The organism is Microbacterium sp. OR16 (assembly GCF_047306725.1).
Lineage (GTDB): Bacteria > Actinomycetota > Actinomycetes > Actinomycetales > Microbacteriaceae > Microbacterium.
On sequence record NZ_JAZEXK010000001.1, the window covers coordinates 1484189 to 1510418 of the forward strand.

Below are 26230 nucleotides of genomic sequence, written 5' to 3' on the forward strand. Positions count from 1 at the left end.
GAAGGGATGGTCAGCGCCGGCGGGCGCTGGGCGGGGCATCCACACCCAGCGTCTCACCGCGGAAGAAGGCGGGGGCGAAGATCCGCTGCACGAGCATCAGCACCGCGCCGAAGACCAGCAGGCCGACGCCGATGAAGAACACGATGCCGATGCCGCCCTCGCCGTTCGCATCGACGCCGATCGCGATCGACCCGTAGTCGGGCGCGAGGCTGTCGATCGCCGTGATCACGAAGAGGACCAGCAGGATGATGCCGCCGACGAGCGGACTGGCGAACTTGAAGAAGAAGTCCTTGCCCGAGTCGAACCACTGACGACGGAAGTACCACACGCACGACAGCGCCGTGATGCCGTAGTAGAAGCAGATCATCATGCCGAGCGCGAGGATCGTGTCCCACAGGGCGTCCTCGCTGAGGAAGCGCATCACGGCGTAGAACCCGCCCGCGACGAACGCCGACGCTATCGTGGCGTAGCCCGGGGTGAAGAAGCGCGGGTTGACGCGCGCGAACTTCTTCGGCATCGCGCCATAGTGGCCCATCGCGAGCAGGGTGCGTGCGGGCGAGATGAACGTCGACTGCAGCGACGACGCCGACGAGGTGAGCACGGCGAGGGAGAGCAGGAAGGCGAGGCCGCCCATCACCGGTCCCGACAGCGCGAAGAACACGTTGCCCCCGATGTCCTCGTTCGTCAGGCCCAGGCCCTCGTCGCCGATGCCCGAGTACATCAGGCTGCTGATGGTGAGCATCAGGTAGATGGCGATGATCGAGACCACCGTGAGCATCGCGGCGCGGCCGGGCGTGCGCTCGGGGTCCTTCGCCTCCTCGTTCATCGTGAGGGTGACGTCCCAGCCCCAGAACATGAAGACGGATGCCGACAGACCCATCACGATCATCGAGAGCCCGCCCTGGATCTCGAACGGGTTGAACCACGCGAGCTCGGGCAGGTTCGCCTCGAACGCGCCGCCCTGCACGGTCTCGACGATCGCCATCACGGCGAAGAGCACGAGGATCGCGACCTGGAACGCGACGAGGCCGTACTGAAGCTTCTGCGAGGTCGACACGTCGCGATACGACACCCAGGTGGCGAGGGCGACGAAGATCAGGCACACCGCGACGTTCACGAACGGGTTGCGCGTGATCGACGCGATCTCGTCGTTGCCTGAGATCTGCGCGATCAGCAGGAAGAGGAAGTCCACGGCGATGCCGGCGAGATTCGACAGCACGAGGATCGTCGCGACGATCAGGCCCCACCCTGCCATCCATCCGACGTACGGACCGAACGCACGGGTGGCCCAGGTGAAGCTCGTGCCCGAATCGGGCATGGCCTTGTTGAGCTCGCGGTATCCGAAGGCGACGAGCAGCATCGGGATGAATCCGAGCAGCAGGATCGCGGGCACCTGGAACCCGACGGCGCCCACCGCGCCGCCGATGCCGGCGGTGTAGGTGTAGGCCGGGGCGATGCACGATATGCCCATCACGAGGGCGCCGAGAACGCCGACGGTGCCGACGCTCAGGCCCTTGCGGGAGATTCCGGTCGTTACTCCGGAGTCGGGCGCCATCGCCCGATCGGTGCTGGACATCAACGTTCTCCTGCTTCGGCGCGGGTGCGCGGGACGACGATCATGGGGACGGGCAGCTCGTGCAGCATCTTCGCCGCTGTCGAGCCGAGGAAGAGACGACGGGGCTGGGCGAGACGGCTGGAGCCGACCATGACGACCTCTCCCGGATGCCAGCGCAGGTGCGCAACGGCATCTTCGACGCTGTCTCCTGCGGCGCGCTCGACCTCGACGGCGACGCCCTCGGGAAGGGATGCCCGCACCTGGGCGAGCACGTCCTCTCCGTGCGCGTCCTGCGCCAGGGTGATCGCCCCGGTGTCGAGGCCGGTGGGCACGTCGAAGGGCACGAGCGAGACGAGGCGCAGGGTGCCGCGGGCTGCGGTGGCGAGCTCGACGGCGGCGTCGAGCAGGGCATCGGCGCCGGCGCGGGTGCCGACCGCCGCGGTCACCCGAGGGATCGGCATTCCGGCGTCGGTGTCGCGGTGCGAGCCGGCAGGTGCCAGGGCGACGGGGATGGGCGAGGAGTGCACGAGCTCGGATGCCACCGAACCGAGCCGGTGTCGGCCGAGGGTGGAGCCGTTTCCGGCGCCCACGACGATGAGGCGCGCGTCGAATTCCTCACCGGCGGCGATGATGCCCTCGGCGAAGGACTCGTTGAAGCGCACGTGTCCGAGGCAGCGGATGTCGGCGGGCACCTGGGCGACGGCCGCTCGCAGCCATTCCTCGGCCTGGCCGCGCACGTGCGCCTCGAAGGCACGCTCCGGCGGGACCACCCCCGAGCTGCGGGTGCCTTCCGGCGGAAGAACGATGACGAGTTCGAGGTGCGCGTCGATGCTGCGCGCCAGCCTCGCCCCGAGAGCGAGGGCGTCGGCCCCGGCATCCGTCGCCGTGTAGCCGACGACGATCGACCCGGTCATGCCTCAACGACCTCGGCGCCGGCCTTCTCGAGGATCTGCGCGGCGGCGAGCCGACCCATCCGGATCGCGCCGTCGACGTGCTGGTACCCGGCGCCCGCCATGTCGCTGCAGGCGAAGTGGATCGGACCGACGGCGGCGCGCAGATCGGCGCCGTAGCGGTGCAGACCGCCCATGTCGAAACTCGCGGCGTAGGCGCCGCGTGTCCACTCCTCGCTGCCCCAGTCGCTCTCGTAGTACACCACCGGGTTCTTCGCCTCGGGGCCGTAGTAGTGCGACAGCGACTCGAGGATGCGCTCCTTGCGCTCCTCGGCGCTCAGGGTGAACAGGTCGTCGGCGTTCTGGTCGCTGACGAAGCCGACCAGCGTGCCGCGCTCATCGCCGTGGTTGGTGTTGTCGTACGCCTCGTGAGAGAGCTCGTACGGGCTGAACGCGGTGCCGCTGAGGCCCTGCTCGCGCCAGAACGGGCGGTCGTAGACGGCGTGCACCTTGATCACGAAGCCCATCGAGAGGTGCTGGTGCAGCTGGTGCTGGCGGCGAGGCAGCGGTGGCACGAACGAGATGCGGTCGTACAGCACGGGTGCGTGCGCGAGGATCGCGTGCCTGGCGCGGACGATCATGCCGTCGGCGTGCGCGACGACTCCCCCCTCCGACCACTCCAGGGTGCGCACCGGCTGGTTCAGGAACACGTCGTCGCCGAGCCGCTCGGCGAGCAGCAGCGGAACCTGCTGGAGGCCTCCCACGACCCGCTTGTCGAGGATGAAATCGGCGTCGACGAGGTTCGAGTACGAGCCGGCCGAGGCGGCCATCAGCAGCGACTGCAGCAGGGAGAACGCGTGGGTCGGCTTGGTGAGCATGGCGGATCCGGTGGCGAACGCGAGGTTGCGCACGGCCTCGTCGTCGTCGGTCTGCTGGCGCAGCCAGGCATCCCAGGTGATCGCGTCCCACTCGGCGGCGTTCGGGTGCTCCCACGGACGGTCGGGATCGATCTCGGCGACCATCGCGTCGAGGCGCTCGGTGATCTCCGCGATCGTCGCCTCGGTCTCTTCAGAGACGGGGAACATCTCACCGGTGAAGCGGTGCAGCGTGCCGTCGGGGCCGACGTAGACGCTGTCGCCCTCGCGGTAGCGGTCGAAGGTCTCGAGGCCGAGCTCGACGATCGTCTCCTTCAGGGCATCCTGATCGGGCGAGACCCACTGCCCGCCGATCTCGAGCATCGCGCCCTCGATCGTGTCGGTCCACAGGCGCCCGCCCACGCGGTCCCGCGCCTCGAGCACGGCCACCGACAGGCCGGCCCTGCGCAGCTCGTTCGCCGCGGTGGTGCCGGCGGCTCCCGCGCCGACGATGACGACGTCGCGCGTGATCTCATGCTCTGCCATGGGTGATCTCCTTTGATGCGGAATGTTCGTCGGGAATGTGTCGGCCGCGACCCCTGATCCCCCGACCAGGGTCGCGGCCGACCGTCTCAGGCGCGCTCGAGTGCGGTGGCGAGGACGTCGAGGCCCTCGTTCAGCAGGTCGTCGCCGATCGACAGCGGCGGCAGGAAGCGGATGACATTGCCGAACGTGCCGCAGGTGAGGATGATGACGCCCTCGGCGACGCAGGCCTTGGCGACCGCTGCGGTCAGCGCGGCATCGGGAGCGCCCGTCTCGGCGTCGACGAACTCGACGGCGATCATGGCGCCGTGCCCGCGGATGTCGCCCAGTCGGGCGTCGCTGTCGCGCATCGCCCCCAGGCGCGTGGTGAGCACCTCGCCGATCTGGCGGGCGCGTTCGATGAGGCCGTCGTTCTCGAAGGCGTCGATCGCGGCGAGCGCTGCGGCGCAGGCGATCGGGTTGCCGCCGTAGGTGCCGCCGAGGCCGCCCGCATGCGCCGCGTCCATGATCTCGGCGCGGCCGGTGACGCCGGCGAGCGGGAGACCGGCGGCGATGCCCTTGGCGGTGGTGACCAGGTCGGGCTCGATGCCGAAGATCTCGCTGGCGAACATCGCGCCGGTGCGGGCGAAGCCCGTCTGCACCTCATCGGCGATGAAGACCACGCCGTTGTCGCGGCACCAGGCGACGACGGCATCGAGGAACCCGTCGGCGGGGACGATGAACCCGCCCTCACCCTGGATCGGCTCGATGATCACGGCGGCCAGGCTGTCTGCCCCGATCTGCTTCTCGATGAGGGTGATGGCGCGCTCGGCCGCCTCGGCGCCGGTCAGGCCGTCACGGTACGGGTACGAGCCGGGCACGCGGTAGACCTCGGGCGCGAACGGACCGAAGCCGGCCTTGTACGGCATCGCCTTTGCGGTGAGCGCCATGGTGAGGTTGGTGCGGCCGTGATAGCCGTGGTCGAAGGCGACCACCGCCTGGCGGCCGGTGTGCTTGCGGGCGATCTTGATGGCGTTCTCGACGGCCTCCGCGCCGGAGTTGAACAGGGCGGTCTTCTTGGCGAAGTCGCCCGGCGTGAGGCGGTTGAGCGCCTCGGCGACGTCGACGTACGACTCGTACGGCGAGACCATGAAGCAGGTGTGGGTGAACTGCGCGGCCTGCGCCGCGACGGCGGCCGCGACCTTCGGGTGCGCGTTGCCGACACTGGTCACGGCGATTCCCGAGCCGAGGTCGATGAGCGAGTTGCCGTCGGCGTCGACGACGACGCCGCCGCCCGCGGCGACGACCGAGACGGGCATGGAGTGCGCGACCCCCGACGCGACCGCGTCGGCCTTGCGGGCGAGGATCGCCGCCGAGCGCGGCCCGGGGAGTTCTGTGACGATGCGACGGACCTGCTCGAGGGTCGGTCCGCCTGCGGGAATCGTGGAGGTCTCGTCGATGAGGGTCATGAGGCGAGGCTACGACTCGGTTCGGCCGGATGCACTCGCCGGAGCGTACACTTCTGAATACGCTTTCGCCGTACCGTACAAGAACGAGGAGACATCGGTGGAGATCGCCGCCCCGCCCACGCTGCGCACACTGCTCGGGCGCGCGGATCTGCGATTGAGCCTGGTATCCGCCGAGGACTCCCTCGCCCTCGGATCGCTCGACCTGCCCGTTCGCGGTGTGCACAGCTCCGACCTCGTCGATCCCACGCCGTTCCTCGCCGACGATCTGGTGCTGATGACCGCGGGCAGCCAGTTCGCCGAGCACGACGAGCGTGGGGTCGCCGACTACGTCGCCCGTCTCGTGCGCCGCGGCGTGCGAGCGCTGGGTTTCGGCTCGGGTGTGCACCGGGTGGGACCGCCCGACGAGCTCGTCGTCGCGTGTGCGACGGCGGGACTCGCCCTGTTCGATGTGCCCTACGACATCCCCTTCATCGCGGTCGCCCGCGCGCACGCGGAGGCGATGGCCTCGCACGCGTATGCGCGACGCACCTGGGCGCTGGAGGTGCAACGGGCTCTGGCCGTGGCGGCCCTGCGTCCGCGGGGGCTGGAGGCCACGCTCGCGGAGCTCGCTCGGCGGCTCGGCTGCTGGGTGGGGCTGTTCGATTCGAGCGGGACGATCGCTCAGGAGCATCCGTCCGCTCTCGTCCGCGGTGCGGAAGCCGTCGCGGACGCCGTCGCCGACCTGCTGGGCAGGGGAACGACCGCGACGCGCTCGCTCGACGTGGCCGACGGCACCGTGACGCTCTTCACCCTCGGCCGCAGCTCGCAGCTGAAGGGGGTGATCGCCGTCGACCTCAGCCCCATCGATGCCGAGGCGCGCGCCGTCATCACCACGGCGATCGCCATGGCAGGCCTGGCGCTCGAGCAGAGCGAGCAGCTCGCCCGCGGCCGCCGCAGGATGCACACCCAGCTGCTCGCCTCGCTGCGTGCGGATGATCCCACCCTCGCCCGGCGCACCCTCGGCGCGCTGCCTCCCGCGCCGATGGTCGTGGCGACCGCCGCCGACGCGCCGGTCGATGCGATCGTCGGCTGGTTCGAGCGGCAGCGGTCGGTAGGCGGCACCGTCTCATTCGTCGGGGAGGATGCCGACGGACTGACGATATGCCTCGGCGCATCGTCGCGAGGGCTGCTCGATCAGGTGGCGGAGCGCTTCGGCATCCGGATCGGCGTATCCGAGCCCGCAGAGTACGCCGCATTCTCGCACGCGCATGCGCAGGCCACGACCGCTCTGCAGCGTGCCGGCGGCGGAGGGGTGATCGGCTACCACGACGTCGAATCCGGCGGGGTGCTCGACGCCCTCGTCTCGGCCGAGATGCGCACGCTGGCCCGCACCAGGCTCGCACCGCTGCGCGCGCACGACGCCACTACGGGCGCCGAGCTCGAGCGGACCCTGCGTACCTGGCTCGAGCACGACGCCCGCGGCGAGCAGACCGCGGCGGCTCTCGGCATCCACCGGCACACTCTTCGCAGCCGCATCGCGCAGGCCGCGACGCTGCTCGGCAGCGATCTGTCGTCCTTCCCCGCTCGCGCGGAGCTGTGGGCGACGCTGCGTGCGGCCGGGTGACTGCGCGAACTCAGCGCGGTGCGTGCGCCTCGAGGAACTCGTACACATCCGTCGTGTCGACGCCCGGGAACGATCCGGTCGGCAGCGTCGCGAGCAGGGTGCGCGGGGTGCGCACGTTCGGCCAGGCCTGGTCGCGCCAGCGCTGCTCGAGCTCGGCGGGCGCGCGCCGGCAGCACGTCTCGACGGAGTGCTTCGACACGCCGCGGTTGGGCGTGTCGCGGCCGACGAACCATTTCGTGTCGTCGAAGCGCACACCCACGCTCACCGAGTGCAGGCCCTCGCTCGACGGCTCGACGCGCGCCGTGCACCAGTAGGTGCCGTTGCCCGTGTCGGTGTACTGGTAGTACGGGTTGAACCGGTCGTCGACGTCGAACACCTCGCGGCTCGTCCACCGGCGGCAGCACATCTGCCCCTCGATCGAGCCGAGGCGGTCGGTCGGGAAGTTCACGTCGTCGTTCTCGTACGCCTTGGTGATGGTTCCCGACTCGTGCACCTTGAGGAAATGAACCGGGATGCCGAGGTGCCGGGTCGCCAGGTTGGTGAAGCGGTGGGCGGCGGTCTCGTACGAGACCGAGTACGCGTCGCGGACGTCTTCGATGGAGATGGCGCGTCGCTCCTTGGCGTCCTGCAGCACCGGCACGACGTGGGATTCGGGCACGAGCAGGGCGCCGGTGAGGTAGTTCGTCTCGACGCGCTGGCGCAGGAACTCGGCGTAGCTGCGCGGCTCCGAGTGACCGAGGATGCGGCTCGACAGCGCCTGCAGCACGGCCGTGCGCGCGTCGCCCTTGGCGGGAATGCTGCTCGAGAGATACAGCCGGCCGTGCGCGAGGTCGGCGACGCTGCGGGTCGACTGCGGCAGGTCGGACGCGTAGTGCAGGGTGAAGCCGAGGTGCGCGGCGATCTCAGACGCGGTGCGCTGCGTGAGCGGCCCCCCTGGGTGGTCGACGGCGTCGAGGATCTCGCGGGCCTGCGCCTCGAGATCGGCGAAGTAGTTGTCCTGTGTGCGCATCAGGTGACGCAGCTCGAGGTTGGCGCGACGCGCCTCCTCCGGGGTCGCCGCGCGCTCGTCGCGCAGTCGCTCGATCTCGCCGTGCAGCGCGAGCATCGCATCGATCGCGTCATCCGACAGGGACTTCCCGATCCGGAATGCGGGGATGCCAAGGGCGCGGAACGTCTGCCCCTTCATGGCGCGCTCGAGGGCGATCTCCTTCGTAGCCCTCTCGTCGAGCGGCTCGCCCTCGAGCAGGCCATCGAGGCTGGTGCCGAGCACCTTCGCGATCGTCTGCAGCAGGGTGAGCTTCGGTTCCCGCTTGCCGGTCTCGAACATCGACACCTGACTGGGCGCACGGTCGATGCGTGTCGCGAGCTCTTCCAGCGTCATGCCCTGCGCGGTGCGCAGCTGGCGGATGCGCCGGCCGATGGTCAGCGCATCGGAGCCGTCGTGATCCTGATCCGGGGTCATGGGAAGCAGTCTGTCACAGAAACAGAAATCTGGCCGAACTTCTCCCCCGGAATGGTCAAGCGCTCCGGCGTTCTTCACCCACAGTGGTCTCAAAGCCCGGTTTCCCGGGCCGACCGCACATCTCACGGAGGAGACAGATCATGAGCATTCCCACTGCGACCGCACCGACTCGCACCGTCGTCGACGCAGCCGTCTCCGCCGGACTCGGCCCGACGCTGCACATCACCGGACCGGTGCTCGAGCGCCAGGACGAGATCCTCACCGCGCCGGCGATCGCGTATCTCACCGAGCTGCATCACCGCTTCGGCGGACGTCGTCACGACCGGCTCGCCGACCGGATGCGCCGCCGCTTCGAGATCGGCAACGGGCACGACCCGCGCTTCCGCGACGACACCGCGCACATCCGCGACGACACCGACTGGCGGGTCGCCGGAGCCGGTCCCGGCCTCGAGGACCGTCGCGTGGAGATCACCGGCCCGACCGACCCGAAGATGACCATCAACGCCCTGAACTCCGGAGCCAACGTGTGGCTCGCCGACCTCGAGGACGCCACCAGCCCGACCTGGCGCAACATCATCGGCGGTCAGCTGTCGCTGCGCGACGCGATCCGCGGCGAGCTCACCCACACCTCGGGCGACGGCAGGGAGTACCGGGTCACCGCCGAGCGGACGCCCACCATCGTGATGCGCCCGCGCGGCTGGCACCTGAGCGAGAAGCACATCGACTTCACCGACCGCACGGGTCGCCGGCTCGCCGCATCCGGGTCGCTGGTCGACTTCGGGCTGTACTTCTTCCACAACGCGCAGGCCCTCATCGACGCGGGCCGCGGACCGTACTTCTACCTCGCCAAGCTCGAGTCCAGCGAAGAGGCCCGTCTCTGGAACGACATCTTCTCGTTCAGCGAGGAGTACCTCGGCCTGCGACACGGCACCATCCGCGCGACGGTGCTGATCGAGACCCTCCCGGCCGCCTTCGAGATGGACGAGATCCTCTACGAGCTGCGCGACCACTGCGCCGGCCTCAACGCCGGCCGCTGGGACTACATCTTCTCGATCATCAAGAACTACCGTGGCCGCGGCGCGCGGTTCGTGCTGCCCGACCGCAGCGAGGTCACGATGACCGTCCCGTTCATGCGGGCGTACACCGAGCTGCTGGTGAAGACCTGCCACCGGCGCGGAGCGCACGCGATCGGCGGCATGAGCGCGTTCATCCCCAGCCGCCACGACGCCGAGGCCACCGCCCGTGCGCTCGAGAAGGTGGCCGCCGACAAGCGTCGCGAGGCGGGTGACGGCTTCGACGGCACCTGGGTCGCCCATCCCGACCTCATCGCCACCGCGAGGGCCGAGTTCGACGCCGTGCTCGGCGAGCGCCCGAACCAGCTCGACCGCAGGCGCGATGACGTGGAGGTGACGGCATCGCAGCTGCTCGACCTGCGCATCGGCCGTCCGGTGACCGATGCCGGCGTGCGCGAGAACGTCTCGGTGGCCATCCGCTACCTCGAGGCGTGGCTGCGCGGTCAGGGCGCCGTGGCGATCGACGGCCTCATGGAAGACGCGGCCACCGCGGAGATCAGCCGCTCGCAGGTGTGGCAGTGGATCCACCAGGACCGCCGCACCGAGGCGGGGACGGCGATCACGGTCGAGCACGTCGAAGGCCTGATCCGCGAGGTGCTCGCCGAAGCCCCCCGCAGCGCCGGCGACCGCTTCGATGACGCCGCCGAGATCTTCCGCGAGGTCACCCTTCAGCCCGAGTTCCCGGCCTTCCTCACCCTGCCGGCGTACTCGCGCTATCTGACCGACAACGACTGACCCGTCCCCACCCAACACGAAGGATTCGCCATGACCCGCTACCAGGACGACATCGACGCCATCCAGCAGCTGAAGGCCGCGCAGGGCGCCGGCTGGAGTGCCATCGACCCCGAATCGGCCGCGCGCATGCGCGCGCAGAACCGCTTCCGCACGGGACTCGAGATCGCGCAGTACACCGCCGACATCATGCGCCGCGACATGCAGGAGTACGACGCCGACTCCTCGGTCTTCACCCAGTCGCTCGGCGTCTGGCACGGCTTCATCGGCCAGCAGAAGATGATCTCGATCAAGAAGCACATGAAGTCGACGAACAAGCGCTACCTGTACCTGTCAGGCTGGATGGTCGCGGCCCTGCGCTCGGAGTTCGGACCCCTTCCCGATCAGTCGATGCACGAGAAGACCGCGGTTCCCGCGCTGATCGAAGAGCTCTACACCTTCCTCCGGCAGGCGGATGCCCGTGAGCTCGACCTCCTGTTCACTCAGCTCGACGCCGCCCGGGCTGCCGGCGATGAGACCGCTGCCGAGTTCATCCAGTCGCAGATCGACGGCTTCGAGACCCACGTCGTGCCGATCATCGCCGACATCGACGCCGGCTTCGGGAACCCGGAGGCGACGTACCTGCTCGCGAAGAAGATGATCGAGGCAGGCGCCTGCGCCATCCAGATCGAGAACCAGGTGTCGGACGAGAAGCAGTGCGGTCACCAGGACGGCAAGGTGACCGTCCCCCACGAGGACTTCCTCGCGAAGATCAACGCGGTGCGCTACGCCTTCCTCGAGCTCGGCATCGACAACGGTGTCATCGTCGCCCGCACCGACTCCCTCGGCGCCGGGCTCACGCAGAAGATCGCCGTCTCACGCCAGCCGGGCGATCTGGGAGATCTGTACAACTCGTTCCTCGACGTCGACGACATCGCCGCCGACGACCTCGGCGACGGCGATGTGGTGATCAAGCGCGACGGCCGGCTGGTGCGCCCGAAGCGCCTGCCGAGCAACCTGTACCGGTTCCGACCCGGAACCGGCGAGGACCGCGTGGTGCTGGACTGCATCACCTCGCTGCAGCACGGCGCCGATCTGCTGTGGATCGAGACCGAGAAGCCGCACGTCGAGCAGATCGCCGGCATGGTCGATCGCATCCGCGAGGTGGTTCCGAACGCGAAGCTGGTCTACAACAACAGCCCGTCGTTCAACTGGACGCTGAACTTCCGGCAGCAGGCGTACGATCTGCTCGCCGAGCGCGGAGACGACGTCTCGGCATACGACCGCGACAAGCTCATGAGCGTCGAGTACGACGACACCGAGCTCGCGGCGCTGGCCGACGAGAAGATCCGCACGTTCCAGAGCGACGGGTCGGCAAGGGCCGGCATCTTCCACCACCTCATCACCCTGCCGACGTACCACACGGCCGCACTGTCGACCGATGACCTCGCGAAGGGGTACTTCGGCGACGAGGGCATGCTGGCGTACGTGAAGGGCGTGCAGCGCCGCGAGATCCGCGAGGGCATCGCCACCGTCAAGCACCAGAACATGGCGGGCTCCGACCTCGGCGACAACCACAAGGAGTACTTTGCCGGCGAGGCCGCGCTGAAGGCGGGCGGCCAGCACAACACCATGAACCAGTTCAGCTGACCCGCCCTTCGGCGGGCTCAGGGACCCATCCTGGGACGCTGAGCCTGTCGAAGCGCACGCCTTGGGCCTCTGAGAATGTCGAAACCGCCCTTCGGCAGGCTCAGGGGCCCCATATGTGAGCCCGACGAGGGTCCCTGATAGGAGTGAGTCATGACATCCACCGCTGACCTCTACGACGTGCACGGCGACGACCTGCAGTCCCTGTCCCTTCAGCTGCGCTCGTTCGGCGGGCGCAGCTCATTCGAAGGCCCGATCCGCACGGTGCGGTGCTTCCAGGACAACGCGCTGCTGAAGTCGCTGCTCTCGTCCCCCGGCGAGGGCGCGGTGCTCGTCGTCGACGGCGACGGGTCGTACGGCACGGCGCTGATGGGCGACATGATCGCGCAGCTCGCGATCGACAACGGCTGGGCCGGCGTCGTCATCCACGGCTGCATCCGCGACAGCGTCGCGATATCGGCCATGCCACTCGGCGTGAAGGCGCTCGGCACCAATCCGCGCAAGAGCGGCAAGCAGGGCACCGGCGAGGCCGACGTCACCGTCGAGTTCGGCGGCGTCACCTTCCGCCCGGGTGCGCGAGTGTACGCCGACGAGGACGGCGTGCTCGTCGAGCACTGAGCACGGCATCCGGCATCGCGCACCCGACCCAGCAAGAATCCCGATTTCTCCGGATCGCGCGGTTTCGCGGTTTCTCGCCTGCGAATCCGACCGGTGCGGCGCCCGCCGCCGCGAGTACGATCGGAGTCGTGACCGAACGCGCCCCTCTCTCCCGCAAACTGTCCGCCATCGCCGAATCCGCCACTCTGAAGGTGGATGCCAAGGCCAAGGCCCTCAAGGCCGAGGGCAAGCCCGTCATCTCGTATGCCGCCGGCGAGCCCGACTTCGCGACGCCGCAGTTCATCGTGGATGCGGCGGCGAAGGCCCTCGCCGACCCGGCGAACTACCGCTACACCCCCGCCGCGGGTCTTCCCGAGCTGCGCGAGGCGATCGCCGCGAAGACGCTGCGCGACTCGGGCCTGGAGGTCTCGCCGTCGCAGATCATCGTCACCAACGGCGGCAAGCAGTCGGTGTATCAGGCGTTCCAGGCGGTCGTGAACCCCGGCGACGAGGTGCTGCTGCCCGCACCGTACTGGACGACCTATCCCGAGGCGATCCAGCTCGCCGACGGCGTGCCCGTCGAGGTGTTCGCGGGCGCAGACCAGGAGTACAAGGTCACCGTCGAGCAGCTCGAGGCCGCGCGCACCGAGCGCACCACCGTGCTCGTGTTCGTCTCGCCGTCGAACCCGACGGGCTCGGTCTACACCGCCGACGAGACGAAGGCGATCGCCGAGTGGGCACTCGAGCACGGCATCTGGGTCATCAGCGACGAGATCTACCAGAACCTGACGTATGAGGGTGCGAAGGCCACCTCGATCGTCGAGGCGCTGCCCGCGATCGCGAACCAGACCATCCTCGTCAACGGCGTCGCGAAGACGTACGCGATGACCGGCTGGCGGGTCGGCTGGATGGTGGGGCCGGCGGATGCCATCAAGGTCGCCGCCAATCTGCAGTCGCACCTGTCGAGCAACGTCAACAACGTCGCCCAGCGCGGCGCGATCGCGGCTCTGAACGGCCCGCAGGACGAAGCCGAGAAGATGCGCGAGGCGTTCGATCGCCGTCGCAAGCTGATCGTGGCGGAGCTGTCGAAGATCGAGGGGATGGTCGTGCCCACCCCGACCGGCGCCTTCTACGTCTACCCCGACGTGCAGGGTCTGCTCGGCCGCACCTGGACTCGGCGCGACGGCAGCACCGTGACGCCGACCACCTCGCTTGAGCTCGCCGACTTCATCCTCGACGAGGCCGAGGTAGCCGTCGTGCCGGGCGAGGCCTTCGGCCCCTCGGGCTACCTGCGCCTGTCGTACGCACTGGGAGATGACCAGCTGCTCGAGGGCGTGCAGCGCCTGCAGCGCCTCTTCTCGGCCTGAGGTCGGTCACCGGCTGCTCGACACTCGATACCGGGGTCTGCCGTCAGCCCTGGTATCCGATGAGCCAGGGCACGCCGAAGCGGTCGACGAGCGTGCCGTCGTGGTCGCCCCACGGGCGCTTCTGCAGCGGGTCGATGATGCTGCCGCCCTCGGCGAGCGCGTCGAACCACGCCGCGGGCGTCTCAGGCTCCGCGGCACCCAGAAGCGAGAAGAACATGCCGTTCATCGACACCGTGCTCTCGCCGGCCGCGGCATCCGCCGCCGCCAGCTCGATCGGGCCGTCGAGCATGCCATGCGCGATCGCGTCGCCGGGACCGTCGGCGCGCCCCGCCTCGGCATAGGTGAACAGCCGCGTCTCACCGCCGAACACCGATGCGTAGAACGACAGCGCCTCTGCGGCGCTGCCGGGGAAGAGCAGATACGGGATCAGTCCGGCCATCCGGCGAGTGTACGCGCGGTGCCCCGTTCGATCTACAGGTCGACGCCGACGAGCACCGGCTCGGGCTGCAGCAGCAGGCCGAACTCGGCGTGCACGCGGCTCTGGATGAACCTGGCCAGCTCGCTCAGCTCGGCCGCGGTCGCGCCGCCCCTGTTGCTGAGCGCGAGCGCGTGCTTGGTCGACAGCCCCGCGCGGGACTGCGGCAGACGGAATCCCTTGCGGATGCCGGTGTTCTCGATCAGCCATGCGGCGCTGACCTTCACCGAGGCGACGGGCTTCTCCTCCCGCGGTGCGAGTCCGTAGTACGAGTCCAGCGGGATGACGGTCACCGAGTCGAGATCCGGCTCGACAGGCCACCGCGGGCACTCCGGCGGGAGGGTCCGCGCCACGGGCTCGGGCACGATCGCATTCTGGAAGAACGAGCCGGCGCTCCACGTGTCGGGGTCGTCGGCGTCGAGCAGCATGCCCTTCGCGGCGCGCGTCTCGAGGATCCGGGAGCGCACCCAGGCGAGCGGAACGGCCTCGTAGTCCTCCAGTCCCAGGGCTCGGCGCAGCTGCTCGCCGCGCACCACGCGCCCCGCATCGCCCGTGACGGCGAGGTCGAGGGTCACCGAGACGATCACGGCGCGTCGGCCCTCGGCCTCGCCGTAGTGGTGCTTGAGCACGGAGGTGCGAAAGCCCAGGCCGAGATCGGCCGCCGGCAGCACGACGGGGGTGTCTTCGTGCTCGTCGATCAGCTCGACCTCGACGAGCGTCTCCTGGATCTCCTGCCCGTACGCCCCCACGTTCTGCACCGGAGCGGCGCCGACGGTGCCGGGGATTCCGCTCATCGCCTCGATGCCGGCGTAACCGCGCTCGACGGTGTAGGCGACCAGGGCATCCCAGTTGTGTCCGGCCTGCACGCGCAGCCGGACGCGGCCCTCGTGCGGCGACGGCAGCTCTTCGATGCCCTCGGTGAGCACACGGATCACCGTGCCCTCGAAGGGCGCATCGCCGACGAACAGGTTCGATCCGCCTCCCAGCACGAACCAGTCCTCACCGGCTGCCCAGACATCCTGCAGCGCGGCAAGCAGCTGTTCGCGGGTGCGCGCCTCGAGCATCCGCTGCGGGGCCGCGCCGGTGCGCAGCGTGGTGAGCTCGCGCAGGGCGACGGGGGTGACCTCGATCACGTCGGCGGATGCCATGTCAGAGCGCGACCCGCAGCTGGGCCTTCACGAGCACGGTCGTCTCGGCCGCCTTCACGGTGAGATCGATGCGCGCAGCGACCTCGTCGACGGCGCCGACCTTCGCGACGATCTGCACGTCGGCGCCCGCCTCGGCGTCGACCACGACCGGCTTGGTGAAGCGGACGCCGTAGTCGACCACGCGCGTGTCGGCGGGCAGAGCGGAGAGCACGACCGACGAGGCGATGCCCATGGTCAGCATCCCGTGCGCGAGTACGCCGGGGAGGCCCACCGCGGCGGCCACGTCATCGCGGTAATGGATCGGGTTGAAGTCGCCGGAGGCGCCGGCGTAGCGCACGAGCGATTCGCGGGTGAGGTGCACGATGCGCTCGGCGATGACGTCACCGACGGTGAACTCGGCCATCACGCGGCCTCCCCTTCGCTGTCGGAGCCGACCAGCAGCACGCTGACGGCCGTGACGACGTGCGCGCCCGCGGCATCGGTGATGCTCGCCTCGCTCGTGATCATCGCGTTGCCGCTCATCGATCGGATGCCCGTGACGGCCAGCTGCGCGGTGAGCTCGTCTCCGGCGACGATCGGTCGCGTGTACCGGAAGCGCTGCTCGGCATGGATCGTGCGCGCGAGGACGATGCCCGAGTCGGGCTCGCTGAGCAGCTGCTGCAGAGTGAGGTCCTGGATCACCATCGGGAATGTGGGCGGCGCCACGACATCGGAATAGCCTGCGGCACGAGCCGCGTCGACATCGATGTGCTGCGGGGCGTCGGCGAAGACGGCGCGGGCGAACTCGCGCACCTTCTCACGGCCGACGAGGTACGGGGCCGTCGGCGGGAACTCCCTGCCGACCAGTTCACTGTTCACGGGCACCCCACGATCCTACCGGGGAGCCCTGAACGCGCTCTGCCTGGCGGGCCGTGCGAATGCCTCAGCGGGTGCGCGACCGCAGTGCCTTCAGCGCCATCTGCACGGCGATCACGACGAGATACGCCGCGAAGAGGATGTTGCCGGCGAACGGGTCGATCATCGTCGCGAGCCAGGCGCCGAGCGCGGTCGTCGTGCAGGCGGAGACGCCGATCAGGGCGGCCGCCACCAGGTCGACGTTGTGGTGACGCAGATTGCCGATGGTCCCAGAGACGGCTGTCGGGATCATCATCAGCAGGGAGGTGCCCTTGGCGACGAGGTCGCTCGTGCCGAAGCCGAGCATGAGAACGGGGACGACGACCACCCCGCCGCCCACGCCGATCAGTCCCGCGATGACGCCGGTGACCACGCCGACCGCCACGAGCGCGATGCCGTTGAGCCAGCCGAGCTCGAATTCGGCGGCCCGTGAGGGGATCACGATGAAGAGGCTCACGATGACGACGAGCAGGAAGGCGACGAAGCCCCAGCGCAGGGCTGTCTGCGAGACGCGGGGAAGCAGCCGCGAGCCGATCTGCGCACCCACCACCGCGCCGGCGGCGAGGATCAGCGCGGGGAGCCATGCCACCGAGCCCGACATCGCGTACGAGATGACGCCGACGCTCGCGGTCGGGACGATCGCCGCCAGCGACGTGCCGGCTGAGATCCGCTGACCGAAGCTGAGCAGCAGCACCAGCAGCGGCACGATCACCGTGCCGCCTCCCACCCCGAACAGCCCCGAGAGCAGGCCCGCTGCAAGCCCGATGCCGATGAAGGAGAGGTAGGCGCGGGGCCCCCGGGTGATGGCCTGGTGCTCTGCGTTCACGCAGTTCAGACTATCGCCGGCGGCCCCGCGCTCCTGAGCCGAGCCCGCTCGGCATCCGGCCCTCTCGGCTCAGACCTCCTGGTCGGCCTTGATCGGAACGGCGATCGACTCGGTCAGCGCCCGCTCGTAGCGGCGCTGTCGCCGCCGCAGCCAGAGTCCGCCCGCGACCAGCACCGCGAGCACCGCGTACGCGGTGGCCGCGAACGGCTGCGCGACCAGCGTCGACAGGTCGCCCTGGCTCAGCTGCAGCGCCTTGCGCAGATACTCCTCCCCCATCGGGCCCAGGATCATGCCGACGACCAGCGGAGCCACGGGGTACCCGAAGCGGCGCATGAAGTACCCGAGCACGCCGATCACCGCGAGGATGAGGATGTCGACGACCGCGAAGTTCAGCGCGTAGGCGCCGAAGGCGGCGAACAGCAGGATGCCCGCGTAGAGATAGGGGCGCGGGATCTGCAGCAGCTTCACCCACATCCCCACCAGCGGCAGGTTCAGCACGATGAGGATGACGTTGCCGAGGTACAGGCTCGCCACCAGCGCCCACACGAGAGCGGGCTGGGTCTGGAACAGCTGCGGCCCGGGCTGCAGACCGTACGCCTGGAAGGCGACCAGGATGATCGCCGCGGTCGCCGTGGTCGGCAGCCCCAGCGTCAGCAGCGGCACGAGGACCCCGGCCGCTGCGGCGTTGTTGGCCGATTCGGGTCCGGCGACGCCCTCGATGGCGCCGTGTCCGAACTCCTTCTTGTGCTTCGACAGCTTGCGTTCGGTGGCGTACGAGAGGAAGGTCGCGACGTCGGCGCCGCCCGCCGGGATGGTGCCGATCGGGAAGCCGATCGCGGTGCCGCGCAGCCACGGCTTCCACGAGCGCTTCCAGTCGTCCCTGCTCATCCAGCTGCGCCACCCGCCGGTGACCGGGATGACGTCGATCCCGCCGTGCCGCAGACGCGCGGCGATGTACAGCGTCTCCCCCACTGCGAACAGGCCGACGGCGACGAGCACGATGTCGATGCCGTCCGACAGGGGCAGCAGCCCCAGCGTGTAGCGCTGCTGAGCGGTCAGCGTGTCGGTGCCGACCAGGCCCAGGAAGAGGCCGACGCCGAGCGACGTCATGCCGCGCGGCACGGAGCTGCCGATCAGGGCACCCACGGTGACGAAGGCGATGACGATGAGCGCCACATAATCCGCGGGGCCGAGGTTCACGGCGAACTGCGCGAGCACCGGTGCGAGCAGCGTGAGCCCCACCGTCGCGATCGTGCCGGCGATGAACGAGCCGATCGCCGCTGTCGCGAGCGCGGCCGCGCCGCGGCCGAGCTTGGCCATCCTGTTGCCCTCGATCGCCGTCACGATCGAGGCGGACTCTCCCGGGGTGTTGAGCAGGATGCTGGTGGTCGAGCCGCCGTACATCCCGCCGTAGTAGATGCCGGCGAAGGTGATGAGAGCGGCCGTCGGGTCGAGGGTGTAGGTCAGCGGCAGCAGCAGCGCCACCGTCATGGCCGGTCCGATCCCGGGCAGCACCCCGACGGCCGTGCCGACCAGCACACCGAAGAAGGCGAAGACGAGGTACTGCGGCTGCAGCGCGGTCGCGAAGCCCTCGAGAAGAAGAGTCCAGCTGTCCATCAGAACATCCCTCCGAGCCATCCGAGCGCCGGTCCCCAGGGCAGCGAGAGCCCCATCAGTCCGCCGAAGACGACCTGCACGACGAGGCTCAGCGCCAGGCCGATGATGAAGGCGAGCCACCAGCGCCTGGCGCCCAGCGACCAGGCGACGATGCCGAAGAGCAGCGCCGCCGCCGGCGCCCACCCGATGAGGTCGATGAGCAGCAGATGCGCGACGACGGCCCCCACGATCTTGGCGAGGGTGAGCCAGTCGGTCTTCGCATCGGGGTCGATGTCCTCTCCCTCTTCGAGCTCGGCGCGGTTTCCACGCAGCACCGAGACGAGCACAGCGACCGCAGAGCCGAGCAGCACGATCGACACGAAGATCGGGAAGATCGTCGGACCGACTTTCACGCCGACGGGAACGTGGATCGAGAAGGCCCCGATGAGCGCGAACGCGCCGAGGGCGAGCATGAGCAGGGCGAAGACGAGTTCTCCGACGGGAACCCGCTGAGCGGGCCGAGTCTCCTCGGCCCGCTCGGTCGCCCCGGGGTGCGGGGCGTTCATGTCAGATCAATCCGATGTTCTCGAGCGTCCCGGTGACGTCGGCGATGCTCTCTTCGAGGAAAGCGTCGAACTCGTCGCCCGCGAGGAAGGCATCCGCCCACCCCTTCGTCTCGAGCTCCGACGTCCACGCCTTCGACTCGTGCATCTCGGTCACGATGCGCTCGAGTTCGTCACGGTCGGCGTCGGAGATGTCGCCGGGGGCGACCACGCCTCGCCAGTTCGTCAGCACGAGGTCGTACCCGGCGTCGGTGATGGTGGGCACGTCGGGCAGCGATTCGACGGGTTCCGCCGACGAGACGGCGAGCGCGCGCATCGAGCCGTCCTCGATGTACTGCAGGAACTCTCCCACTCCCGAGATGCCTGCGGCCACCTTGTTGCCGACGAGCAGCGAGACGGCCTCGCCACCGCCGGAGTTCGGCGTGTAGTTCAGCTTCGCCGGGATGTCGGCCCCGTCGACCCCCGCCTCTTCGAGCAGCAGACCGGCGAGGATGTGGTCGGCGCCACCCGCGGAGCCGCCGGTGACCGTGATCTCCTGGCCCTTTTCGACGATGTCGTCGACGAGATCCTCGAGGGTGTCGTACTTCGAGCTCTCGGGCACGACGACCACGAGAGGTTCGTCGGTGAGGCGGGCGATGGGCGTGGTGTCCTCGAGGCGCGCCTTCGAGGCATTCGTCTCGATCGCGCCGACCATCACCAGCCCCATGACCATGAGCGTTGCCGGATCCTTCTGGTTCGCGAGCTGCGCGAGGCCGACGGTGCCGCCGGCGCCGCCGACGTTCGTGACCGGAGCCGATCCGACGATGTCGCCGTCGGTGAGCACCTTCGCCATCGCCCGACCCGTCTGATCCCATCCGCCACCCGGATCTGCGGGGACGATGAGCGAGACGTCCGTGAACGACGATGCGTCGCCCTTCGCGTCGGAATCCGATGCGGGTGCGGCATTCTGCGACGAGCATCCGGCGAGAGCCAGTGCCGCGACTGCGGCGATGGCGACCAGAGCTGAGCGTGACTTCTTCATGCGCTCCTCCTTGAGCGGTGTAGGGATGCTGGCAACCGTATGCACCGGAGGGACACCGGATCTGCTTCTGAAATCATTGGTCGGGCTTTCGAAACTATTGGTCTCGCATGCCCCGCGACCGGCCGTTGCCCCGCTCCCCGGCTCGGCGAGAATGGTCTGGTGGCCTCGAGGATGATGCGCGCGTCGCAGATGACGCACAGCGGGATGACGCTGCGGGTGCAGCTGATCCTGCTGCAGGCGCTGATCGTCTCGGTCGTGACGCTCATCGCCGGCGTGACGGCCGGCATCATCCAGGCGCACACGGTTCGCGACGCATACGAAGACCGCATGCTCGCGGTGGCGCAGTCGATCGCGTCGATGCCCGTGGTGCTCGATGCGTTCGACGACGCGAACCCGTCGGCGACCGTGCAGCCGCTGGCCGAGACCATCCGCCGGGCATCCGATCTCACGTATGTCGTCGTCGCCGACGCGAACGGCATCCGTTTCTCTCATCCGAATCCGGAGCGGATCGGGCAGAAGGTCTCGACCGATGCCTCGGTGCCGCTCTCGGGCGAGATCTACATGGGCACGCAGACCGGCACGCTCGGCCCGTCATGGCGTGTGAAGGTGCCGGTGTTCGACGGCTCCGATGTGATCGGCACGGTCTCGGTCGGCATCCTCGAGTCGCAGGGCACAGGCGAGTTCGTCGGGAATCTCACCTGGATCATCGGCGCGATGCTGGCCGCAGTCGTGCTTGGGCTCTTCGGCTCGGCGTGGGTGACCTCAGTGATCAGACGGCGTATCCACCTGCTCGAGCCACACGAGATCACCGCGCTCGTGCGCAATCAGGAGACGACGCTGCACGGCCTCAGCGAGGGTGTCATCACGGTCGACGCCTCAGGCACCATCACCCTGGCGAACGATGCCGCGGCCCGGCTGCTGGGAGCGGAGGCGAGCGAGCTCACCGGCGCTCGTGCGGCCGATGTGCTCGACGACGAGCTGCGCGCCGTGCTCCGTGACGGTGAGGACGCGGGTCGTCCGGTGATCGTCGGCAGTCACGTGCTGGTCGCCCGCGGCACCGGTGCGCGGCAGGGCGGCGAGGCGGTGGATGCCACTCTGCTGCTTCGCGATCACACCGAGCTGCACGATGTCGTGCGCCGGGTCGAGGCGGCCGACGCCATCATCGCCTTCCGACGCCGTGCCGGCCTTCCCAAGGGCCTCAGCGCCGAGACCCTCGACCGCGTCGTCACCGCTCTGGACGAGCACCCCGACACGTCAGCCGCCGAGCTCGGCGAGGTGCTCGGGATGTCGAGGGTGAGCGCGCGGCGCTATCTCGAGCACCTCGCGAGCACCGGCCGTGCCGTGCGCACGCTGGACTATTCGACCAAGGGGCGCCCCGGCACCCGCTATCGGATCATTGAGACGGTGTCTCAGACCGTGCGAGACTGACGCCCAGCAAGCCGCCCGCTCTGATCGAAGGAGATCACATGCTTCGCAGCCCTCTGCCCGACGTCGAGATCCCGGCGGTGTCGATCTACGATTACCTGTTCTCCGACCTCGACGAGTCGACGCTCGACACCGTCGCGATCGTCGACGGCACGACCGGCGGCGAGACCACCTATCGCCAGCTGATCGCGCAGATCGGGCTGTTCGCGGGCGCCCTGGCCGCCCGTGGCATCGCCGTCGGCGACCGGGTGGGGGTGCTCTGCCCGAACGTCCCCGCATTCGCCACGGTGTTCCACGGCATCCTGCGTGCCGGAGCCACGGCCACCACGATCAACTCCCTCTACACAGCAGACGAGATCGCGAACCAGCTGGCCGATGCCGGCGCGGAGTGGCTGGTGACGGTGTCGCCCCTGCTCGCCGGCGCGAGGGCTGCGGCGACGCAGCGCGGCATCGCCGACGACCACCTGATCGTGCTCGACGGCGCGGCCGGGCATCCGGGTCTGCGCGATCTGCTCGGCGAGGGACACGCCGCCCCCGACGTGTCGTTCGACCCGGCGACCCATCTCGCTGTGCTGCCCTACTCGTCGGGCACGACGGGGCGACCCAAGGGCGTCATGCTCACCCACCGCAACCTCATCGCCAACGTCGCCCAGGCCCGGGCGATGCTGAGCGTCGACGACACCGATCGCGTGCTCGCCGTGCTGCCGTTCTTCCACATCTACGGCATGACCGTGCTGCTGAACTTCGCGCTGCGTCAGCGCGCGGGGCTCGTCACCATGCCGAAGTTCGACCTTCTCGAGTTCCTGCGCATCATCTCCGAGCATCGCACGACATGGGTGTTCGTCGCGCCGCCGATCGCCGTCGCCCTGGCCAAGCATCCCGTCGTCGATCAGTACGATCTGTCGGCGGTCAAGGTGATCTTCTCGGGCGCGGCTCCGCTCGACGGCGGACTCGCCGCCGCCGTCGCGGCCCGCCTCGGCTGCGAGGTGGTGCAGGGCTACGGAATGACCGAGACCAGCCCGGCCGTCAACCTGATCCCGGCAGGGCGTCCTGAGATCGACAAGTCGTCGATCGGGCCGCTCGTGCCGAACACCGAGGCACGACTCGTCGATCCCGACACGGGTGCGGACGTGCAGGTTCCCGCCGACGGCCACAGCGCCCCCGGCGAGCTGTGGGTGCGCGGGCCGCAGGTCATGGTCGGCTACCTCAACCGACCGGATGCCACGGCCGAGATGCTCGATGCCGATGGATGGCTGCACACCGGAGACATCGCGACCGCTGCTTCCGACGGCACGTTCCGGATCGTCGACCGCCTCAAGGAGCTGATCAAGTACAAGGGCTACCAGGTGGCGCCGGCGGTGCTCGAGGCGGTGCTGCTCGAGCATCCGCTGGTCGCGGACGCGGCCGTGATCGGCGCTCAGGACGAGGACGGCCAGGAGGTGCCGAAGGCGTTCGTCGTCGCGCAGCAGGATGCGACGCTCACTGCGGAGGATGTCATGACGTTCGTGGCGTCGAAGGTCGCACCGCACGAGAAGGTGCGGCAGGTGGAGTTCATCGACGGCATCCCGAAGTCGGCATCCGGCAAGATCCTGCGGAAGGATCTGCGCGCACGACAGGCCGGTTGACCTGCGTGCCGCATGAAGAAGCCCGCCACCCCGGAAGGGGCGGCGGGCTTCTTCATGCGGAGGGAAGGACTTACTCGGCCTTCTCCTCGGCGGGAGCCTCGGTGGTCTCCTCGGCGGTCTCGACCGGAGCCTCGGTGGTCTCCTCGACGGGAGCCTCCTCGACCTTCTCGGCCTTGGGCGCCTCGGCCTTGGCGGCGGGCTTCGCAGCCTTGCGCTTCGGGGTGACGGGCTCGAGGACGAGCTCGATCACGGCCATGGGGGCGTTGTCACCCTTGCGGTTGCCGACCTTCGTGATGCGGGTGTAGCCACCCTGACGGTCGGCGACCAGCGGAGCGATCTCGTTGAACAGCACGTGCGCGGCGTCCTTGTTCGAGCGCAGCACGGTGAGCGCACGACGACGCGCGTGCAGGTCGCCGCGCTTGCCGAGCGTGATCAGGCGCTCGGCGAGCGGACGCAGGCGCTTCGCCTTGGTCTCGGTCGTCTTGATCGACTTGTGGGTGAACAGCGCTGCCGCGAGGTTCGCGAGAAGAAGGCGCTCGTGTGCGGGGCCGCCTCCGAGGCGGGGACCCTTGGTGGGCTTGGGCATAATCGTCTAGCTCCTGGTCAGAAAGATGTCGGGTTTCAGAAGGACTCGTCTTCGCCTGCGCTGTAGAAGTGGGCGCCGTCGAAACCGGGCACCGAATCCTTCAGCGACAGACCGAGCGAGACGAGCTTGTCGCGCACCTCGTCGACCGACTTCTGTCCGAAATTGCGGATGTTCATCAGCTGCGTCTCCGAGAGGGCGACCAGCTCCGAGACGGTGTTGATGCCCTCGCGCTTGAGGCAGTTGTACGAGCGCACCGACAGATCGAGGTCCTCGATCGGCATGGAGAGCTCGCTGGAGAGCACAGCCTCGACCGGCGCCGGGCCGATCTCGATGCCCTCGGCCTCGACGTTCAGCTCGCGGGCGAGGCCGAACAGCTCGGTGAGGGTCTTGGCTGCGGATGCGACGGCGTCGCGCGGGAGGATCGACGACTTGGTCTCGACGTCCAGCACGAGCTTGTCGAAGTCGGTGCGCTCACCGGCACGGGTGGCGTCGACGCGGTAGCTGACCTTGAGGACCGGCGAGTAGATCGAGTCGACCGGGATCTGACCGGCCTCTGCGTACTCGTTGCGGTTCTGTGCTGCCGAGACGTAGCCGCGGCCGCGCTCGATGGTCAGCTCGAGCTCGAAGCGAGCGGTGTCGTTGAGCGTCGCGATGACCAGGTCGGGGTTGTGCACCTCGACGCCCGCCGGAGCGGAGATGTCGGCTGCGGTGACCTCGCCGGCGCCCGTCTTGCGCAGGTACGCGGTGATGGGCTCGTCGCGCTCGCTGGAGACGACCAGCTGCTTGATGTTGAGGATGATCTCGGTGACGTCCTCCTTCACACCGGGGATCGTGCTGAACTCGTGCAGCACGCCGTCGATGCGAATGGTGGTGACCGATGCGCCGGGGATCGACGAGAGAAGGCTGCGACGCAGAGCGTTGCCGATCGTGTATCCGAAACCGGGCTCCAGGGGCTCGATGATGAACCGGCTGCGGTTCTCGGAGATCTTTTCCTCGTTGAGAGTGGGACGCTGTGCAATGAGCACTATGTGTTCCTTTCGATCACATGCCCGCTATATGACATGTGTGGGGTGAGGTCTGAAGTTGTGGGGAATCTGGGGGCGAGTCCGCCTCACCGGGTCCCTGAGCTTGTCGAAGGGTCCCAGTGAGGCGAATGCGCGAGATCAGACGCGGCGGCGCTTCGGCGGGCGGCAGCCGTTGTGCGCCTGCGGGGTGACATCCTGAATGGATCCCACCTCGAGGCCGGCGGCCTGCAGCGACCGGATCGCGGTCTCGCGGCCCGAGCCCGGACCCTTCACGAAGACGTCGACCTTCTTGACGCCGTGCTCAGCTGCCTGGCGGGCAGCGGACTCCGCTGCCATGCCGGCGGCGTACGGCGTCGACTTGCGCGAGCCCTTGAAGCCCACGCCACCCGACGAGGCCCAGCTGATGACAGCGCCGGACGGGTCGGTGATCGAGACGATGGTGTTGTTGAACGTCGACTTGATGTGGGCCTGGCCCAGCGCGATGTTCTTCTTCTCCTTGCGGCGCGGCTTGCGCGCGGCGGCCTTGGGTGCAGCCATGAAAGTGTTCTCCTATTCCCTGGCCGCTTAGCGGGCCTTCTTCTTGCCGGCGACGGTGCGCTTCGGGCCCTTGCGGGTACGCGCGTTGGTCTTGGTGCGCTGACCGCGGACCGGAAGGCCGCGGCGGTGACGCAGGCCCTCGTAGGAGCCGATCTCGACCTTGCGGCGGATGTCGGCGGCGACCTCGCGGCGCAGGTCACCCTCCACCTTGTAGTTGCCTTCGATGTGGTCGCGCAGGGCGACGAGCTGCTCGTCGGTCAGGTCCTTGACGCGGATCGACTCGTCGATCTCGGTCGCCTTGAGGATCTCGACGGAGCGGGTGCGGCCGATGCCGTAGATGTAGGTGAGGGCGATCACCACGCGCTTGTCGCGCGGGATGTCAACGCCGGCAAGACGTGCCATGCGGTTCTCCTGGAGTGTTGTGGAGGTGTGGAGCAGCATCCGGTCCCGGGCCTCCGCCCCGAGGTGTCCGCCTCTTCAGGCTCGACCCGTTGGGTTGCTGAGCCTGCCGAAGCATCCGATGCCGCCTTATGTGGTCCCACCCGGCCGTTGAGCGAAGCGACGAATCGAGACGTCTCGCATACGACGGTGAGTGTTCAGTTGTGGATTCTGCGGGGTGCGACCCTGCTCAGCCCTGGCGCTGCTTGTGACGCGGGTTCGACTTGCAGATGACCATGACGCGACCGTGACGACGGATCACGCGGCAGTGGTCGCAGATGGGCTTGACGCTGGGGTTGACCTTCATGATGTTTCCTGTTC

General features: G+C 68.9%; 25 protein-coding genes. 7 read left to right on the plus strand and 18 right to left on the minus strand.

Features of this window, described 5'->3' with window-relative positions:
• Positions 1-10: 10 nt before the first annotated feature.
• From V2S05_RS07220 to gabT, 4 genes are all read right to left on the minus strand, one after another.
• A complete protein-coding gene (locus V2S05_RS07220; RefSeq protein ID WP_413634563.1) occupies positions 11-1576 on the minus strand; it encodes an APC family permease in 1566 nt (521 codons plus the stop codon).
• Entirely contained in the window at positions 1576-2469 is an 894-nt protein-coding gene (locus V2S05_RS07225) for a universal stress protein (RefSeq protein WP_413634564.1), read from the minus strand. The genes V2S05_RS07220 and V2S05_RS07225 overlap by 1 nt, the downstream gene beginning before the upstream one ends.
• On the minus strand, positions 2466-3845 hold the full coding sequence (locus V2S05_RS07230; RefSeq protein WP_413634565.1) for a flavin monoamine oxidase family protein: 1380 nt from the start codon (positions 3843-3845) through the stop codon (positions 2466-2468). Before V2S05_RS07230 ends, V2S05_RS07225 begins: the two co-directional genes overlap by 4 nt.
• An 86-nt stretch (positions 3846-3931) precedes the next feature.
• A complete protein-coding gene (gene gabT / locus V2S05_RS07235; RefSeq protein ID WP_413634566.1) occupies positions 3932-5290 on the minus strand; it encodes a 4-aminobutyrate--2-oxoglutarate transaminase in 1359 nt (452 codons plus the stop codon).
• Positions 5291-5387: 97 nt separating this feature from the next.
• Between gabT and V2S05_RS07240 the strand changes: the two genes are divergently transcribed.
• Entirely contained in the window at positions 5388-6893 is a 1506-nt protein-coding gene (locus V2S05_RS07240) for a helix-turn-helix domain-containing protein (protein ID WP_413634567.1), read from the plus strand.
• A 10-nt stretch (positions 6894-6903) separates the two neighbouring features.
• On the opposite strand, the gene V2S05_RS07245 is transcribed toward V2S05_RS07240, so the two are convergent.
• Positions 6904-8355: a helix-turn-helix domain-containing protein gene (locus tag V2S05_RS07245; RefSeq protein WP_413634568.1), complete on the minus strand. Its 1452-nt coding sequence runs from the start codon at positions 8353-8355 to the stop codon at positions 6904-6906.
• A 140-nt stretch (positions 8356-8495) separates the two neighbouring features.
• On the opposite strand from V2S05_RS07245, the gene aceB reads away from it, so the two are divergent.
• The 4 genes from aceB to V2S05_RS07265 all read left to right on the plus strand — a co-directional run bounded on the left by aceB (position 8496) and on the right by V2S05_RS07265 (position 13750).
• Positions 8496-10163: a malate synthase A gene (aceB, locus tag V2S05_RS07250; protein ID WP_413634569.1), complete on the plus strand. Its 1668-nt coding sequence runs from the start codon at positions 8496-8498 to the stop codon at positions 10161-10163.
• Positions 10164-10193: 30 nt separating this feature from the next.
• Positions 10194-11789 (plus strand): isocitrate lyase, encoded by a 1596-nt coding sequence (locus V2S05_RS07255; RefSeq protein WP_271639543.1) that lies wholly within the window; start codon positions 10194-10196, stop codon positions 11787-11789.
• Between the two features lie 150 nt (positions 11790-11939).
• Positions 11940-12404, plus strand: coding sequence for a ribonuclease E activity regulator RraA (gene rraA, locus V2S05_RS07260; protein WP_413634570.1), 465 nt, complete (start codon positions 11940-11942; stop codon positions 12402-12404).
• A gap of 128 nt (positions 12405-12532) precedes the next feature.
• Positions 12533-13750, plus strand: coding sequence for a pyridoxal phosphate-dependent aminotransferase (locus V2S05_RS07265; RefSeq protein WP_413634571.1), 1218 nt, complete (start codon positions 12533-12535; stop codon positions 13748-13750).
• Between the two features lie 43 nt (positions 13751-13793).
• On the opposite strand, the gene V2S05_RS07270 is transcribed toward V2S05_RS07265, so the two are convergent.
• The 8 genes from V2S05_RS07270 to V2S05_RS07305 all read right to left on the minus strand — a co-directional run bounded on the left by V2S05_RS07270 (position 13794) and on the right by V2S05_RS07305 (position 20273).
• Positions 13794-14189 carry a VOC family protein gene (locus V2S05_RS07270; protein ID WP_413634572.1) on the minus strand — a complete coding sequence of 132 codons (396 nt, stop codon included), beginning with the start codon at positions 14187-14189 and terminating at the stop codon, positions 13794-13796.
• 32 nt (positions 14190-14221) lie between these two features.
• Positions 14222-15358, minus strand: coding sequence for a UDP-N-acetylmuramate dehydrogenase (locus V2S05_RS07275; protein WP_271639611.1), 1137 nt, complete (start codon positions 15356-15358; stop codon positions 14222-14224).
• Between the two features lie 16 nt (positions 15359-15374).
• Positions 15375-15776 (minus strand): MaoC/PaaZ C-terminal domain-containing protein, encoded by a 402-nt coding sequence (locus tag V2S05_RS07280; protein WP_271639539.1) that lies wholly within the window; start codon positions 15774-15776, stop codon positions 15375-15377.
• Complete coding sequence (locus V2S05_RS07285; protein ID WP_413634573.1) at positions 15776-16237, minus strand: MaoC family dehydratase N-terminal domain-containing protein; 462 nt, start codon at positions 16235-16237, stop codon at positions 15776-15778. Before V2S05_RS07285 ends, V2S05_RS07280 begins: the two co-directional genes overlap by 1 nt.
• Positions 16238-16295: 58 nt before the next feature.
• Positions 16296-17093 carry a sulfite exporter TauE/SafE family protein gene (locus tag V2S05_RS07290; protein WP_271639537.1) on the minus strand — a complete coding sequence of 266 codons (798 nt, stop codon included), beginning with the start codon at positions 17091-17093 and terminating at the stop codon, positions 16296-16298.
• A 69-nt stretch (positions 17094-17162) separates the two neighbouring features.
• Complete coding sequence (locus V2S05_RS07295) at positions 17163-18710, minus strand: tripartite tricarboxylate transporter permease (protein WP_413634574.1); 1548 nt, start codon at positions 18708-18710, stop codon at positions 17163-17165.
• Positions 18710-19255: a tripartite tricarboxylate transporter TctB family protein gene (locus tag V2S05_RS07300; protein WP_413634575.1), complete on the minus strand. Its 546-nt coding sequence runs from the start codon at positions 19253-19255 to the stop codon at positions 18710-18712. The genes V2S05_RS07295 and V2S05_RS07300 overlap by 1 nt, the downstream gene beginning before the upstream one ends.
• Position 19256: 1 nt before the next feature.
• Positions 19257-20273: a Bug family tripartite tricarboxylate transporter substrate binding protein gene (locus V2S05_RS07305; protein WP_363385287.1), complete on the minus strand. Its 1017-nt coding sequence runs from the start codon at positions 20271-20273 to the stop codon at positions 19257-19259.
• 159 nt (positions 20274-20432) lie between these two features.
• Here V2S05_RS07305 and V2S05_RS07310 point away from each other — a divergent pair, with 159 nt between their 5' ends.
• Together V2S05_RS07310 and V2S05_RS07315 are read left to right on the plus strand one after the other, a co-directional pair.
• Entirely contained in the window at positions 20433-21701 is a 1269-nt protein-coding gene (locus tag V2S05_RS07310; protein ID WP_363385284.1) for a PAS domain-containing protein, read from the plus strand.
• A gap of 38 nt (positions 21702-21739) precedes the next feature.
• A complete protein-coding gene (locus tag V2S05_RS07315) occupies positions 21740-23323 on the plus strand; it encodes an AMP-binding protein (RefSeq protein WP_413634576.1) in 1584 nt (527 codons plus the stop codon).
• 70 nt (positions 23324-23393) lie between these two features.
• Here V2S05_RS07315 and rplQ read toward each other — a convergent pair whose 3' ends face one another.
• The 5 genes from rplQ to rpmJ all read right to left on the minus strand — a co-directional run bounded on the left by rplQ (position 23394) and on the right by rpmJ (position 26216).
• A complete protein-coding gene (gene rplQ / locus V2S05_RS07320) occupies positions 23394-23909 on the minus strand; it encodes a 50S ribosomal protein L17 (RefSeq protein WP_271639531.1) in 516 nt (171 codons plus the stop codon).
• Between the two features lie 35 nt (positions 23910-23944).
• Positions 23945-24934 (minus strand): DNA-directed RNA polymerase subunit alpha, encoded by a 990-nt coding sequence (locus V2S05_RS07325; RefSeq protein ID WP_271639530.1) that lies wholly within the window; start codon positions 24932-24934, stop codon positions 23945-23947.
• A gap of 138 nt (positions 24935-25072) precedes the next feature.
• Complete coding sequence (gene rpsK, locus V2S05_RS07330) at positions 25073-25471, minus strand: 30S ribosomal protein S11 (RefSeq protein WP_071644012.1); 399 nt, start codon at positions 25469-25471, stop codon at positions 25073-25075.
• Between the two features lie 27 nt (positions 25472-25498).
• Positions 25499-25873, minus strand: coding sequence for a 30S ribosomal protein S13 (gene rpsM, locus V2S05_RS07335; RefSeq protein WP_099196937.1), 375 nt, complete (start codon positions 25871-25873; stop codon positions 25499-25501).
• 226 nt (positions 25874-26099) lie between these two features.
• Positions 26100-26216 carry a 50S ribosomal protein L36 gene (gene rpmJ / locus V2S05_RS07340; protein WP_071644008.1) on the minus strand — a complete coding sequence of 39 codons (117 nt, stop codon included), beginning with the start codon at positions 26214-26216 and terminating at the stop codon, positions 26100-26102.
• Between the last annotated feature and the right edge of the window lie 14 nt (positions 26217-26230).